General features: G+C 63.1%; 13 protein-coding genes. 8 read left to right on the top strand and 5 right to left on the bottom strand.

The features are described 5' to 3' along the window. Positions 1 to 848 precede the first annotated feature (848 nt). The 4 genes from ACWEVR_RS33335 to ACWEVR_RS33320 all read right to left on the bottom strand — a co-directional run bounded on the left by ACWEVR_RS33335 (position 849) and on the right by ACWEVR_RS33320 (position 4609). Positions 849 to 1757 carry a protoglobin domain-containing protein gene (locus ACWEVR_RS33335; RefSeq protein WP_162178105.1) on the bottom strand — a complete coding sequence of 303 codons (909 nt, stop codon included), beginning with the start codon at positions 1755 to 1757 and terminating at the stop codon, positions 849 to 851. 242 nt (positions 1758 to 1999) lie between these two features. Then, the gene (locus ACWEVR_RS33330) at positions 2000 to 2542 is read right to left on the bottom strand and encodes a PaaI family thioesterase (protein ID WP_051719635.1); all 543 of its coding nucleotides are present in this window, start codon (positions 2540 to 2542) and stop codon (positions 2000 to 2002) included. A gap of 22 nt (positions 2543 to 2564) precedes the next feature. Next, positions 2565 to 3014 carry a universal stress protein gene (locus ACWEVR_RS33325; RefSeq protein WP_022565929.1) on the bottom strand — a complete coding sequence of 150 codons (450 nt, stop codon included), beginning with the start codon at positions 3012 to 3014 and terminating at the stop codon, positions 2565 to 2567. Continuing rightward, entirely contained in the window at positions 3011 to 4609 is a 1599-nt protein-coding gene (locus ACWEVR_RS33320; RefSeq protein ID WP_019050193.1) for an MFS transporter, read from the bottom strand. The genes ACWEVR_RS33325 and ACWEVR_RS33320 overlap by 4 nt, the downstream gene beginning before the upstream one ends. Positions 4610 to 4737: 128 nt before the next feature. On the opposite strand from ACWEVR_RS33320, the gene ACWEVR_RS33315 reads away from it, so the two are divergent. Further along, on the top strand, positions 4738 to 5436 hold the full coding sequence (locus ACWEVR_RS33315; RefSeq protein WP_019050194.1) for a TetR/AcrR family transcriptional regulator: 699 nt from the start codon (positions 4738 to 4740) through the stop codon (positions 5434 to 5436). 503 nt (positions 5437 to 5939) lie between these two features. On the opposite strand, the gene ACWEVR_RS33310 is transcribed toward ACWEVR_RS33315, so the two are convergent. Further along, on the bottom strand, positions 5940 to 6941 hold the full coding sequence (locus ACWEVR_RS33310) for a helix-turn-helix domain-containing protein (protein ID WP_030204276.1): 1002 nt from the start codon (positions 6939 to 6941) through the stop codon (positions 5940 to 5942). A 118-nt stretch (positions 6942 to 7059) separates the two neighbouring features. Here ACWEVR_RS33310 and ACWEVR_RS33305 point away from each other — a divergent pair, with 118 nt between their 5' ends. The 7 genes from ACWEVR_RS33305 to ACWEVR_RS33275 all read left to right on the top strand — a co-directional run bounded on the left by ACWEVR_RS33305 (position 7060) and on the right by ACWEVR_RS33275 (position 14594). Then, positions 7060 to 7380, top strand: a complete 321-nt coding sequence (locus tag ACWEVR_RS33305) for a 2Fe-2S iron-sulfur cluster-binding protein (RefSeq protein ID WP_019050196.1) — start codon at positions 7060 to 7062, stop codon at positions 7378 to 7380. Between the two features lie 23 nt (positions 7381 to 7403). Next, complete coding sequence (locus ACWEVR_RS33300) at positions 7404 to 8792, top strand: cytochrome P450 (protein WP_019050197.1); 1389 nt, start codon at positions 7404 to 7406, stop codon at positions 8790 to 8792. Continuing rightward, a complete protein-coding gene (locus ACWEVR_RS33295; RefSeq protein ID WP_019050198.1) occupies positions 8789 to 9991 on the top strand; it encodes an NAD(P)/FAD-dependent oxidoreductase in 1203 nt (400 codons plus the stop codon). Before ACWEVR_RS33300 ends, ACWEVR_RS33295 begins: the two co-directional genes overlap by 4 nt. Before the next feature lie 64 nt (positions 9992 to 10055). Continuing rightward, positions 10056 to 11516: a cytochrome P450 gene (locus ACWEVR_RS33290; RefSeq protein WP_022565928.1), complete on the top strand. Its 1461-nt coding sequence runs from the start codon at positions 10056 to 10058 to the stop codon at positions 11514 to 11516. Next, complete coding sequence (locus ACWEVR_RS33285) at positions 11513 to 12238, top strand: transglutaminase domain-containing protein (protein ID WP_019050200.1); 726 nt, start codon at positions 11513 to 11515, stop codon at positions 12236 to 12238. The genes ACWEVR_RS33290 and ACWEVR_RS33285 overlap by 4 nt, the downstream gene beginning before the upstream one ends. Continuing rightward, positions 12235 to 13761: an aldehyde dehydrogenase family protein gene (locus tag ACWEVR_RS33280; RefSeq protein WP_316574273.1), complete on the top strand. Its 1527-nt coding sequence runs from the start codon at positions 12235 to 12237 to the stop codon at positions 13759 to 13761. The genes ACWEVR_RS33285 and ACWEVR_RS33280 overlap by 4 nt, the downstream gene beginning before the upstream one ends. Continuing rightward, positions 13758 to 14594: an SDR family oxidoreductase gene (locus ACWEVR_RS33275; protein ID WP_019050202.1), complete on the top strand. Its 837-nt coding sequence runs from the start codon at positions 13758 to 13760 to the stop codon at positions 14592 to 14594. The genes ACWEVR_RS33280 and ACWEVR_RS33275 overlap by 4 nt, the downstream gene beginning before the upstream one ends. The last annotated feature ends 21 nt before the right edge of the window (positions 14595 to 14615 follow it).

The following is a 14615-nucleotide window of genomic DNA, read 5'->3' as shown; positions in this document are numbered from 1 at the left end:
ACTGGCGGTGACCTTTGTCTCGGGTTCCGCGATGGGAATGGGCCGTCGATCCCGGCGCTGTCGCAGGTCGGCGTACAGATTACATGCTCGCAACCCGTGTCGGTGATAGTTTTATCGATCCGCCGTCCTAGTGGCCTCGGCCGTCCAGGCAAGGGGATTTACTGCGTCGAATTACATCCCGCCGCGGAACCCGGGACAAAGTCACTGCGGCCGGTGGATCGTGGAGCAGACTTGCGCCCGCTCCCCCGGTACCGGCGCCTGGCCATCCGGTGGGCGCGCCGCATCGACATCCATTACGGATTCCTGAATCTCGATGCCGCACTGATCTGATGGCGACGGCACAGCAACCGCACCGACAGAAGCTATTAGCCTGCGCCAGAAGGTCATCCGGACACGAACCCGAGAATGAGCGGCCCCCGACAGCACGTACAGCCCTCCCCACTCCCCCTTGAACACCAACCTCGGGCTGTGTGGTGAGGGCTGGCTATTCCCGGCGGCTTCACTGGGAGTTGCGGTTCGCTAACCACCACAATCATCCGTCACATAGGTCCGCTGCGAAACTCCCTGCATCGCAACGTGTCTCGGTGACACATGCAGATTCACGCTAGGAGCTATGAGGACCGGTACCCGAACTCGAATGCCGCCGAAGCTCCGTACGATACCAGCGGTGGCCCACCGCAGATACTGCGCGCGGCATGTTTGGCGGTGCGCGCGAACGTTGCTGTTGAGCATCTTCACCGACGGCGGACTTACTTCGCAATCAGCACCGCGTCGGCACGTACACAGGCTGGTGAGCCGGATCGCCCACCGCAGTCGGGACTGCGCAACTGGCCAAGCACTTCGCCAAATCAGGTATTGCGTAATGGCCACGTCATCACCATCTCGTACCCAAGTGTCTGTGTGGCATGCTCGACCCCACTCTGCAAGTCGACAAATGTAATGAGCGTAGTTTTCTGTGGACTGATGTCGACAAGCGTCCGGGCGACTTCGGCGGAAAGCCCAGTGAAAATAACCTCCGCACCCAAAAGCGCACATGCTTTTACTGCTGTGATCAGATGGGCAGCAACGTCGAGATCGATCGACGGCAGTCCGGTGATATCGACGACGGCGGCCTGCGCCCTCGAATTGCGGATATGCGCCATCAGCTGATTGGTCAAATTAAGAGCCCGGCGATCGTCCAATTCTCCTACGATCGGGACTACCAGAAGCCCTGGGATCAACTGCAGTACCGGAGTCGGGAGTTCGCTCACCGCCCTCTGCTGCTCGCGATTCGAGTGCTCGCGTTTGGCGAGGTAGATGTCGGCGGCGAGGCCGATATCGAGGAACACCAGCCTTTGTAGCGCCAGCAGCGTCGCCAACGCACGCTCGGGATCGGAAGATGAGCTGGATTCACAGATCCGGCTCGCAGCAGAGCAAAGAAACCGATTGTACGCGCCGAGAAGCCATGTCGGCTTCACGCCGAGTCGCTCGTGACGCGCGGCCATACGCATACGCTCGATGAGATAGTCAGCATCGACGGTTCCCGCCGTCAAACCGGAAAGGTGATCGCTTCGAAGATGTTCGGCCTGTTCCTCAGTGTCGCGCTCAGAAAGAAGTGCGGCAGTGTCCCGGTGTTCGTTTAGGTAGGCGCGGAGTTCGTCGGCGATCTCAGCCATACCGGCTGTCGCGACTCCGCTAAACTGCCGCAGCAATGCCTCGTCTTCATCGGTGAATTCCATTAATCGTTTCCGAGCAGCGACCATGTCATCGGTGGTCACGAGGCCACCGAAGCTTGGCGTTTCCGGGATTTCCGGACCGTGCGTGCCCATTAGAGTCATAACAGCCGCATCCTGTGCGTAGTGTTTTGGCGGATCGTGTCAGACAGCGCATACTCGTGAGCGAAGCCCGTAGGTCACCGTCCCACAGCAGCCTGCACCCCAGAGTGCGCTGGCGGCATAGCGGTCCCGACCCAAGTCGTCCTCATCGCCTGATCGCGCCGGCCACAGTACGTGATCGCCGCTTAGGCCGTTGGTGGCACGTCTGAAGAGGTGGCACGCTGTGAGGCCAGGAAGAAGTGGTCGATGTTGACGACGAGAAAGAGCGCAGTAGCGGTTGTAACCATGTGGCCATGGTCGTCTTCGATGGTGGCCCGAAGGTTCAGTTTGCGACCCTGGCGGGAATGAAGATGGGCGCGGGCGATATACGGGGTGTCGAGTAGAACCGGGGAGAGGTAGTCGATGGAGAGGTGGCGGGTGACGGCGGGTTCTCCCACGGTGTAGAGGAGGAACCCGAACAGGTCGTCGAGGACGGTGGCGACTGCGCCGCCATGGGCGATCGCTGGGGCGCCAACGTGGCGGGAGTCAAACGTGTGACGGGCGTAGACACCTTCCGCGTCACGTCGGACGCTCAACTGGTGGCCGTGCGGATTGGCTGGCCCACAACCGAGGCAATGATCATGATGGGGCGGCAAGTCTTGGCATTCCGGCGGAACCACAGGGAAGAGGGGCGTACTCTCCTCGGCCTCGGACGATACGGATCTTGTGGTATCGGATGTGCGGCTCATGGGTGCTTTCTGCATATGTGTGTCACTGGGTGGTGGCGATAAGGATGTCGCAGTGGGCTCTGCGTGCGAGCTCGGTCGGTGTATCGGACAGCAGCCGGGCCAGCGGAGTCGACCGGCACAAGTCGGCGGTGATGATGAGGTCCGGCGCCGCAGTGGCGGCAAGGCGCAATAGGGCACGCAAAGTGGGTTCGGACAAGATGCGGGTGTCGATGTCGATGGCGCCGTGCGCTAGGGCGTGCTGGCAGGCCGTGCGCAATATCGCTTCGACCGGGTTGGTGCCGCGCAGCCGGTAGGCCTCGGGTCCCAGCCGGTCGAGGTCAACTCCGAGTGTGCGTTCGTCGATGTGGTGGCGGACGCCGACGATAACCAGTCGGGCGTGGGTGGCGTGGGCCAATTCGGCGGCGCGGTCGACCACGCGGTAGGAGCGATCGGATCCATCGGTATCCACAAGGATCGTGCGATAGGCCGTCATGCCGGGCGTCCTTCGCGGGTAGGGGACGTGCGAGAGGCAGGAGCCATCGTGCACGAGGGTTGTGCGCGGCATCGGCGAGTGGTGGGCCCGGGTGCAAGCACAGCCAGCACGATCGCGCCTGCGGCGGTAATAGCAGCCAACACCAGCGCGGCCTCGCCGCTGCCGTGCACGAACGCTGCCTTGGCGTACTCGGCTAGCGGCTGGGCCGCTGGTCCGCCCTTTTCGGCGACCTGCAGGGCGGCGGCCAGGGAATCGGCAACTGGTTCGCGAGCGGACTCGGGCAGGCGGGGTAGGGCGGGCTGGATACGCTGAGTATAGCCAGCGGCCAGCACGCTGCCGGCCACGGCGATCCCGATCGCGGCGCCGATCTCGCGGGCGGCATCATTCACCGCAGCGGCGACTCCGTGTTTGGCCTCGGGGGTGTCGGCGACGATGGCGTAAGTCGCCGGGGCGGTACACAATCCCAGGCCCGCGCTCATGATCAGCAGCGGCCACAGTAGGTCGAGGTAGTTCGCGGCGAGGTCCAACCGGCTCACCAGCACCAGCCCGGCAGCGATGGTGAGGAGGCCAGTCACGGTCATCACCCGCAATCCCACCATGCTCGAGAGCCAAGGCGCGATTACGGAAATCATGGCCAGCGGCGCCACCATCGGCGCCAGCGCCAGGGCCGACGCCAGCGGACCGTATCCGAGAATCAGCTGTAGGTACTGGACCAACAGTAGAAACACCCCAAAGGTGACCAGGAACTGAATGGTCACGGACAGGGAGCCAGCACCGAAGCCTCGGCGTCCGAACAACCGCACGTTTAACAGTGGTGCCGAGATCCGTAGCTCCACGGCCACGAACGCCACCGCCGCCACGACTCCGACACCGGCGGTGACAGCGACGAGCGGGTCGGCCCAGCCGCGTGCGGGAACCTCGATCGCGGCGAACACGATCGCCGCGATCGCGACAGCCACCGTCGCCGCGCCAATTCCGTCCACCGGCGGATGCTCGGGTTGGCGAGACTCCGCGATCGTGCAAGCCAACCCGGCCAGCACAATCCCCGCCACGGTCAGCCCGACAAATACCGATTGCCACGACCACCGCTCAAGCAACATCCCGGCACCGAGAATCCCCAGAACAGCTCCGGATCCGGCGACGCCCGCCCATACCCCCACCGCTCGGCCGCGATGAGCTAGAGCGAAGCCTGCGGTCAGAATCGACAGGGTCGATGGCATCACTAACGCTGCGCCAGCACCGGCGAGTGCGCGTGCCGCGATGAGCCACACCGGGTCGGTCAGCACCAGCGGCAACGCCGAGGCGGCCGCGAACACCGCCAGTCCCGCCACCAGCACCGCGCGGCGCCCATAGCGGTCACCGATGGCTCCGGCGGGCAACACCAGACACGCCAGCACCAGTGTGTAGCCGTCAACGATCCAGGTGAGCTGGGCTTGGGTCGCCCCGGTCGCGACTGCAATCTGAGGCAACGCCGAGTACAACGCCGCCATGGCCGCGACGACCAGCGCCACCCCCAGGCACGATACTGCCAGCACCCAGTATTGGGCCCTGGTCCACCGGGCGATCTCGACAGCGCCCGTCCGGGAAGTGTTCACCGCTGCACCTCCCGCCGTTGTAGATCGATAGTCTCTGTGTGAGACTATTAGTATCATAGTGGGTCGGCGAGCGAGATGACGTCCACGCACGATCAAATTGAGCGATACGAATCGAGGAAAGGGCGGCCATGACAGAGCCGGACTCTGCCGCGGCCGATCCGCGCACCGTAGCCGACGAGCAGGTCGATCCTCGGCTGGCGCGGTCCCGCAACCGGTTGCTCGACGCGGCCAGTCATCTGCTGTCCACCGGCGGGGTCGAAGCGGTCACAGTCGATGCCGTCACCCGCGTGTCGAAGGTCGCGCGCGCCACTCTCTATCGACACTTCGGAAGCACCACCCAACTGCTCGCGGCAACTTTCGAACGGTTGCTTCCCCATGTCGACACACCGACCGGCGACGGGCCCGTGCGCGATCAACTCATCGCGCTACTCACTACTCAGGCGGACCTCGTAGAACAAGCCCCAGTGCAGATGACCACGCTGGCCTGGCTGGCTATGGGAACGATCGGTGACGACCACACCGACCCGGCAGCGGTCACCTCGCTGCGTGCCCGCGTCATCGAGCAATATCGCCAACCGTTCGACCGGATCCTCACCGGCCCCGACGCGCGGGCGATGCTCGGCGAGTTCGACACCACCTTCGCCATCATCGAACTCCTCGGCCCGATCGTGTTCGCGCGCCTCACCGGACTACGCACCATCGATCATGACGACTGCGCCCAACTGGTCGACAACTTTCTCGCTACCCGCCCAAGGGTCGCGGTCGGAAACGGGACCGACCGTCGATCAGTGCCAGTGACCGAATACCCGCCCGTGGATAACGGGTGAGCCGCTTCGAAGCAGGCCGACAAGATCAAGTACCCAGCTCACCGGCGATCCCCTCCACCTAGCGGGTAAGACTGTCGGTTCGGCACCGATCGTCGCCTTCTCGTCAACTCCGGCCCTGGATGCGGGGCACGATCGATTCGTGCTGCAGTCCTGCATCGCAATGTAACTGGCTCAGTTAGGGCTGGCTAACCGAGTTGATGCGCTTCACGATTGAGAGACTCGACTCCGTCCATCTCATGCCCAGCCGTCACCGGCAGGATCCTGGTGGCAACGCGCTGAGATCATTCAGACCGGTGCCGACTCACTACTCGCCGTGTTAGGTGTTAGCTACGCCGCTGATAGCCGTTGGCTGCAGCAACGAGTTCGGCAAAGTTCTGCACGGTTTCGGCAAAGTCGCGAGGTTTTTTTGTCATATGCCGCAGCGGGTTCCTGCCTGGGGCCAGCCCCAACCGATCTGCACCAGATCGCGCAGACTCCATCCACCAGCGACGGGACGGGTGGTGCTATTCGTGTCGAAATTCGCTGGGAGAGCGACCGGTCCATCGCTTGAAGGCGTGCGAGAAGTTCGCGAGGTCGCTATATCCGAGATCGGCAGCTATCTCACTCACCGACATCGATCGGTCGAGTAGCCGCAGCATCGCACGGTCACGCAGAAATGATTCGCGCAACTCGCGAAAGGTGGTCCCCTCCTCGGATAGGCGCCGCTTGAGTGTGCTAGTCGATATCGACAGCTCGTGTGCGACCCAGTCTTTACTCCGCTTTCCAGGATCTTCCTCCAGCAGCCGTCGTACCTTCTCCGAGAAAGACATGGTTTTACTTCGCTGGTCGAGGGTTCGTTGCAGATCCACGATGGCAAGTCGATAGGCGACCGGATCGGAGAACCTGCATACCTCGTTGAGAGTGTCTGCCGGGACACTAAGGAATGACGTCGGAGCGTCGAAGAACAACCGCCCAGCTAGGGCATCCTCATTATCGGCTAGAAAGTTCGGCGCTGACCAGCTCAGATGGAGTGTCACGGTCGGCATATCGCCGGCCAGCATGTCGAGCAGGCGCAGGAGTGCCGACCCGCTATACGCGACGACCAGGCAGTTCAGCGCCGAATCGCCTGTGTGCGCGGCGAGCCCGACGGTGAGTCCCTCGTCACTTGGGTGGAACTGCGGACTGAGAGCCGTCGAGATCAAAGGCAGATAGGTGAGCAGCTCCACGATCTCAGCTACCGAGCCTGCGCTGACCAGCGGAAAACTCAATGGGCCGAAGGACGTCAACTGAGCTTGTTCGGCGAACGCGAAGCCGAGCGAAGTTGCCTGGTCGACATCGAGTGCAGGGTAGACCTCGCGAAACCACCGTATCGGGGCCTGGATATTGCGTTGGATCAACGTCGTCTCGTCAATTCCTTCGCGAGCCATGATGTCGCGAAGCCGAGCGGCGGCGTCCGGGTCGAGCGCTTGGCTCTCGAGCAGTTGCACGAACATGAGCGGAGGCACGCCCTCGTCGTTGAGGTTCACCATGGTCTCTCTGAGCCGAATTCACAAACTTCTGACTCTGCCGAACATAGCCTCCGAACCCGTGTTCGACAACACTTGGACCAAGTCACATTGAGGACAACGCATCGAGGAGTTGGCTATGGCAGTTGTCACCTTTGTCTCCCACGACGGCGAGAAGCACGAGGCGCCGATCGAGGAAGACCAGTCGCTGATGCAGGTCGCGACCAACAACGCTGTGCCCGGCGTCGACGGGGACTGCGGAGGCGAAGCTGCCTGCGGCACCTGCCATGTGGTTGTCGATCCGCAGTGGATCGAGCAGGTCGGGCGTTCCGGCGCCGATGAGGAGGAGATGCTCGCGATGAACCCCGAGCGCCAGCCGACCTCCCGGCTGTCGTGCCAGATGATGGCATCGACGGCTTGGGATGGCTTGATCGTCCACCTACCCGAGTTCCAGATGTAACGGCGAGAAACGGATACGACGCGATGAAGATTCCCGGAGCAATCACCGCCAAGGTTCAGTCGACCATCCCGATGGATCTACAGATCCAGGGTGCACACCTATATGACAAGACTCGCCGATGGATGACCGGAACGAACGGGGAGAAGCTCTTCGTCGAGAGGCCCATCCCGCCAGTCGAAGAAGTCGCGCTCGCCGACATCGACCTCAGCAACCCTTTCCTGTACCGCCAGGGACGCTGGCAGTCCTACTTCGCGCGCCTGCGAAACGAGGCCCCAGTCCACTATCAGCCAGACAGTCCGTTCGGTCCGTTCTGGTCCGTCACGCGGCATGCTGACATCGTGGCCGTCGACAAGAACCACGAACTCTTCTCCGCTGAGCCGTTCATCGTTATCGGGGCTCCGCCCCGTTTCCTCGATATCGAGATGTTCATCGCGATGGACCCGCCACGACACGACGCACAGCGGGCCGCTGTTCAAGGCGTGGTCGCGCCGAAGAACCTGCGCGAGATGGAGGGCCTGATTCGATCGCGCGTCCAAGAGGTGCTCGACGATCTACCCGTAGATAAGCCGTTCGACTGGGTGCAGAACGTCTCGATCGAACTGACCGCGCGGATGCTTGCGACCCTGCTGGATTTCCCGTACGAGCAACGTCACAAGCTCGTCTACTGGTCGGACCTCGCAACCTCGCTGGAGCAGGCCAACGGTGGGCCATCGGACAACGATGAGGTGTTCCCCGGCATGCGCGACATGGCGAGAGGTCTCAGCGCTCTCTGGCACGACAAAGCGGCCCGGACAGCCGCTGGGGAGCAGCCCGGATTCGATCTGATCACGATGTTGCAAAGCAATGAAAATACCAAGGACCTGATCGACCGCCCGATGGAGTTCTTGGGCAACCTCGTATTGCTGATCGTCGGAGGGAACGACACGACCCGGAACTCGATGAGCGGCGGCGTTCTTGCGCTCAACCGCTTCCCTGAACAGTTCGCGAAGCTGAAAGCGAACCCCGACCTGATCCCCAACATGTGCTCGGAGATCATCCGATGGCAAACTCCGCTTGCCTACATGCGCCGTGTCGCCAGAGCTGACACCGTTCTTAACGGGCAGTTCATCCGCAAGGGCGACAAGGTAGTGATGTGGTACGCCTCGGGAAACCGCGACGAGCGAGTATTCGAACGCTCCGACGATTTCATCATCGACCGGTCAAACGCCCGCAACCACATAGCCTTCGGCTTCGGTGTTCACCGCTGTATGGGCAACCGGCTCGCCGAGCTGCAGCTGCGGATCCTCTGGGAGGAGCTACTTCCTCGCTTCGAAAATATCGAGGTTGTCGAGGAGCCCGAGTACGTGCAGTCCAACTTTGTGCGGGGCATCAGCAAGATGATGGTCCGTCTCACCCCGAAAACCAGCATATGACCACGCGGCGGGCCGTCATCGTCGGGGGCAGCCACGCCGGGGTCCAACTCGCCAGCAGTCTGCGCCAAGAAGGATGGACCGACGAGATCACCATCATTGGAGAAGAGGCGGTATTACCATACCACCGCCCTCCGCTGTCGAAGGCATACCTGGCAGGGAAGCAAACCCTCGACGAGCTCGCGATTCGCAGCGCCGAGTTCTATAACAAGCAGGAAATCCAACTCGTGGATGCAACGGTGGAGGCGATCGACCGTTCGGCTGGCCTGCTCTCACTGAGCACCGGCGACGAAGTGCCCTACGACAATCTCGCACTGTGCACGGGCGCTCGCCCCCGTCGACTCCCCGTGCCCGGTGTCGACCTGGCCGGGGTCTATTACCTACGCTCCGCGGCGGACGTCGAGATGATCCGAGAGGAAAGCAGCCCGGGGCGCCGGGTCGTGATCATCGGCGGCGGATATATCGGACTGGAGACGGCCGCCTCGCTGCGTGCGCTGGGTCTGCAGGTCACTGTGCTCGAGGCTACCGAACGCGTCCTCGAACGGGTCACCGCCCCCGAGGTATCCGCGTTCTTCGACCGAATTCACCGACAGGAGGGCGTGAACATCCGAACAGGCGCGCTAGTCGAGGCCCTATCCGGAGACGTCAGGATCCGAGAGGTATTCCTGTCCAGCGGCGAATCAATTCCTGCCGACCTCGTCATTGTCGGCATCGGCGTGGAGCCGAATACCGAACTCGCCGCCGGCGCGGGTCTGCTGGTCGACAACGGGATCGTGATCGACGGCCAGAGTCGGACCAGCGACCACAACATCATGGCCGCTGGGGACTGCGCCAGTCACGACATGGCCCGTTACGGCCGTCGCATACGCCTGGAATCTGTACCCAGCGCGGGCGAGCAGGCCAAGGTCGCTGCCGCGACCATCTGCGGGAAGTCAAAGAACATAGCTGCGCTTCCATGGTTCTGGTCGGATCAATACGATCTCAAGCTCCAGATCGCCGGTCTGAACACCGGCTACGACGAAGTCGTACTCAGCGGAGATCCTACCCGGGGCCGCGAATTCACATGCTTCTACCTCCGTGCTGGCGAGCTGATTGCCGCCGACTGCATCAATCGCCCCCGTGACTTCATCTTCAGCAAGCGGGCCATCACCCAGCAGCTTCGCATAAGCCGGGCAGAACTGGTGCTCGCTGGCTCGCCCTGAGTGACCGACTCTCGGGCGACTCGCACGACGACTGCGTGCGAACAGCATTCAGAAAGGAATGTCAGTGACGTACGCCATCCATCTGCCGCTGGCGAAGAGTCGGGAGCGACTCTCGTCAGTCCTCCTGGCGCCACTGCCGAGCCGGGTCGATGCGGCCCTCCTGCGGGCCAGTGATCAGTGGCCTGTCCGTGAGCTGGCAATGCCCCCCGCAGGGTCGGGCCTCAAGCCGATCCGAGGGACCGCTGGTCTGCCTGTGCTCGGTCACACCCTGGACTACATCCGTTTCGGATCCAGCTTCACCCGGGCCAGGTACCAGCGATTCGGGCCCGTCTCATGGATGGGCGCCTTCGGCACCAAGATTGTGATGGTGGCCGGTCCAGATGCCATACAGGAGGCGCTGACCGTCAAGGCGAAATCGTTCTCACAGGACGGGTGGGCGTATCTCATCGACGCCTTTTTTCACCGGGGTCTGATGCTGATGAGCTTCGACGAGCACAGGATGCATCGACGAATCATGCAGGAGGCGTTCACCCGCGACCGCCTGACCGCCTATGTGGACCAGCTCGGGCCGCCGCTCGAGACCGGTATTCCCGCGTGGCCAGCGGGCCAGTCCACACGCATCTATCCACTGCTGAAGGGCCTGACCCTTGACGTAGCGACGAAGGTCTTCATGGCGGATCGGGGTGGCAGTGAGGACACTGACGCCATCAACGACGCCTTCGTGGCGGCCGTGCGTGCGGCCAGCTCGATCATCCGTTTCCCGCTGCCGGGGACTCGGTGGCGGGCCGGAGTCCGTGGGCGTGCGCTCCTGGAGGACTACTTCACCTTCCACCTGCCGGCGGCGCGGAGCGCCCAGGGAGAGGACCTTTTTGCGGCGCTGTGCCATGCCCGCACGGCCGACGGTCAAGCTTTCACCGATGAGGACGTCGTCAACCACATGATCTTCTTGATGATGGCGGCACACGACACCTCGACCATCACCAGCACCGCTGCCGTCTACTTCCTCGCCAAGCATCCAGCTTGGCAGGAACGGGCTCGGGCCGAGTCCGACCAACTGGGCGGACGTCGCCCAACTATCGACGACCTGGACGCGCTGAAGACTCTCGACCTGGTGATCAAGGAGACGCTACGGCTGGTGGCGCCCGTGCCGATCATGATGCGTAAGACCATCGAGGATGTCGAAATCGCCGGACACCAAATCCCCGCAAACACACTGGTAGCCGTGGCTCCGGCGGTGAACCACTTCGACGAATCGTACTGGACCGATCCCGACACTTTTGACCCTGACCGCTTCACCGAGCCGCGGCATGAGGACCGGAATCATCGCCTCGGGTGGATCCCCTTCGGAGGAGGCGTGCACAAGTGCATCGGCCTGCATTTCGGCACTCTCGAGGTGAAGGCGATCCTGCATCACATGCTGCGAACCTACACCTGGACGGTCCCTGACCAGTATGAAGCCAGGTGGGACAACACCTCGCTCCCAATTCCCGTCGACGGATTGCCGATAGACCTGGAGCACAGATGAAAACGGACCGGATGACATTCTTGGGAGCGACCGACTTCCTCGACATCGAGCACGAGTTAGTCCGGGAGTTCACCGCCACTGTGATCGGCGACGCGAGCACCGGCCGAGAGAAGGCGAAGCGTCTCTTCGCCGCCGTTCGCGACCGGGTCTGGTATGACCCCTACACGGTGTCTGACGACCCTGCCCACTATCGCGCGAGCTTCGTCCTCGAGTCCGGGCGCGCCTATTGCGTCCCGAAGGCGGTGCTCTTGACCGCGGTGTGCCGTGCGGCGGGGATCCCTGCGGTGCTTGGCTTCGCTGACGTCCGCAATCACTTGCAGACAGACGCGTTGCGAGCGCTCATGGGTGGCACAGACCTGTTCGTCTATCACGGTTACAGCCTCCTCAATATCGACGGCCGGTGGTTGAAGGCGACGCCCGCGTTCAACACCGAGTTGTGTGCGCGTTTCGGTGTGCCGCCGGTGGATTTCGACGGCGATCGCGATGCACTACTGCACGCCTTTTCTGCCGACGGAGCCGAGCATATGGAGTACGTCCGCGAGCGGGGCGTCTACGACGACTTGCCGTTGAACGCGATCCTGGCCGAACTTCGCCGCACCTATGGGCCTCTTATCTTCAAGCGGCCCCAGGTGATCGCTGACGCTTTCACCGATACACGCGCCCACCGCACCCATCCCGACGGGATCGCCCGCGATCCCCATTCACCTACGGAGGTCCGATGAGCGCGACGATCCCAGCGGGCGTCTTGGACGTGCGCAACCCCGCCGACGGTCGGCTCATCGCAACCGTCGCTGTCGACGACCGCGAGACAGTAAGTCTCGTCGCTGCTGATCTTCGAGACGCTCAGGTCGGGTGGGCCGAAGCCGGCCCACGCCAACGCGCCAAATGGCTGCATCGCTGGCGGGACTGGATCCTTGATCACACCGACGAGCTCACCAACTTGTTGCAAGCCGAGACAGGCAAGGTGCGTCCCGACGCCCTGGTGGAGACGACAGCATCGTGCGAGTTCATCAGCTACTACGCCGACCATGCCGCGCAGTTTCTCGCCGGCGAGCAGGTCAGGTCCTCGAGCCTGCTGACCTTGTCGAAACGACTCACTACGACCTATCACCCCTTCCCGGTCGTCGGCATGATCATGCCGTGGAACTTCCCGATCACCCTCTTCCTCATGGACGCAGCGCCCGCGCTGGCAGCCGGCTGCGCGGTCCTGGCGAAGTCCTCGGAGGAGACGCCGCTGACGTGCGCGCGGATCATCGAGGGCTGGCACGAGATCGGCGCCCCCGCGGTTCTGGCGCACGTTGTAGGTGATGGCGATTCGGGCGCAGCCGTGGTCGATGCCGCTGACTTTGTACAGTTCACCGGCTCGACCGCCACCGGGCGTGCGGTCGCGATCCGCTGTGCCGAGCATTTGAAGCCGATGAGTCTGGAGCTTGGCGGCAAAGATCCGGCGATCGTGCTGGAGGACGCCGACCTTGCTCGTGCGGTGGAGGGAATCGCGTGGGGCGCTCTGTTCAACGCGGGACAGGTATGCATCTCTGTCGAGCGGGTGTATGTGGTATCTGAGGTTTACGACGAGTTCGTGGCGCGGCTGACCCAACGTGTGCGGTCCCTCGCCCATGGTGCGGCCGGTCGCGACGTGGGCGCAATGGTCACCGCGAGGCAGGTCGATATTGCCGATCGCCACGTCAGCGAGGCAGTGGTGGCAGGTGCGCAGGTTCTGGCTGGCGGAACTCGGAGTGCGGTCGGAAACTACTACGCTCCGACGGTCCTGGTCGGTGTCGACCACACGATGGCCTGCATGACCGAGGAGACCTTCGGTCCCACGATTCCGGTGATGCAGGTCGCGGATGAGAACGAGGCCATCCGCCTGGCCAACGACTCGGCGTACGGCTTGTCTGCGACGGTGTGGACCCGAGACCATGCTCGTGCTCAGCGCATCGCATTACAGCTAAACGCGGGAGCTGTCAACATAAATGATGTCTTCAGCAACCTGTTCGCCACCACACTGCCGCACAGTGGATGGAAGGCCTCGGGCATCGGTGCTCGGCTCGGCGGAGCTCACGGGCTACGCAAGTACTGCCGGGTACAGGCAGTGACAGAGCCACGGATCCCTGTCCTGTCGCGAGAACTCACCTGGTACCCGTACACCCCGCGGCGCGCGGCCATGGCCGGAAGAGTGTTGCGCGCGGCGGCCGGTCGCGGCCTATGGCAGCGCCTCGGCCTCAACAAGGAGAACAGCAAGTGACGACACACCGTGCCCGCACCGCCGCAAAGACCGTAGCTATCACCGGCGGGGCCCGCGGCATCGGCTACCAGACCGCGAAGGAGCTGATTCGACGAGGCCACCGCGTCGCCATCGGCGATGTCGATGAGAAGCGCGCTCAGGAGGCCGCCACCGAACTCGGCGTGAATATCGTTACCCACCTCGACGTAACCGACCCCACTTCGTTTCGGCAATTTCTCGAGCTGGTCGAGGAAGAGCTCGGCCCCCTCGACGTGCTGATCAACAATGCGGGCATCATGCCCACTGGTCACGTACACGAGGAAGACGACACGGTGACCCGGAGGCAGGTCGAGATCAACGTCCTGGGAGTCGTCTTTGGGACCAAACTAGCCCTTCAGCGAATGCTGCCGCGGCGCGCTGGGCACATCATCAACACCGCGTCGCTGGCCGGCGAGCTCGCTGTGCCTGGACTGGCGACGTATTGCGGTACCAAATTCGCGGTCATCGGATTCACCGAGGCGGCACGGCACGAGTACCGCACGTCAGGCGTCGAGCTGTCCACCGTTAGGCCCACATTCACCAACACCGAGCTCGTCGCGGGAACCGCTGGTGCCAAGGGACTGCGCAATGCCGAGCCCGAGGAGATCGCGCGTGCGACAGCCGATCTTATCGAGCGCCCGCGTCCATTCGTACGCGTCACTCGCCTGGCCGGCGTATTGGTCGCGGCGATGAAGTTCGTCCCTGGCTGGCTGACCGCCAGGCTCGGATCCGCGCTGGGCACGGACTCGGTATTTCTCGACGGCGTCGACACAGCGGCCCGCCAGGCCTACCTGGACAGAATCCGGAGCCACTGACCCGGTCTTCGATCCCCGTTG

It is taken from the genome of Nocardia sp. NPDC003979, from assembly GCF_053605015.1.
This window is presented reverse-complemented; position numbering and strand designations above follow the sequence as displayed.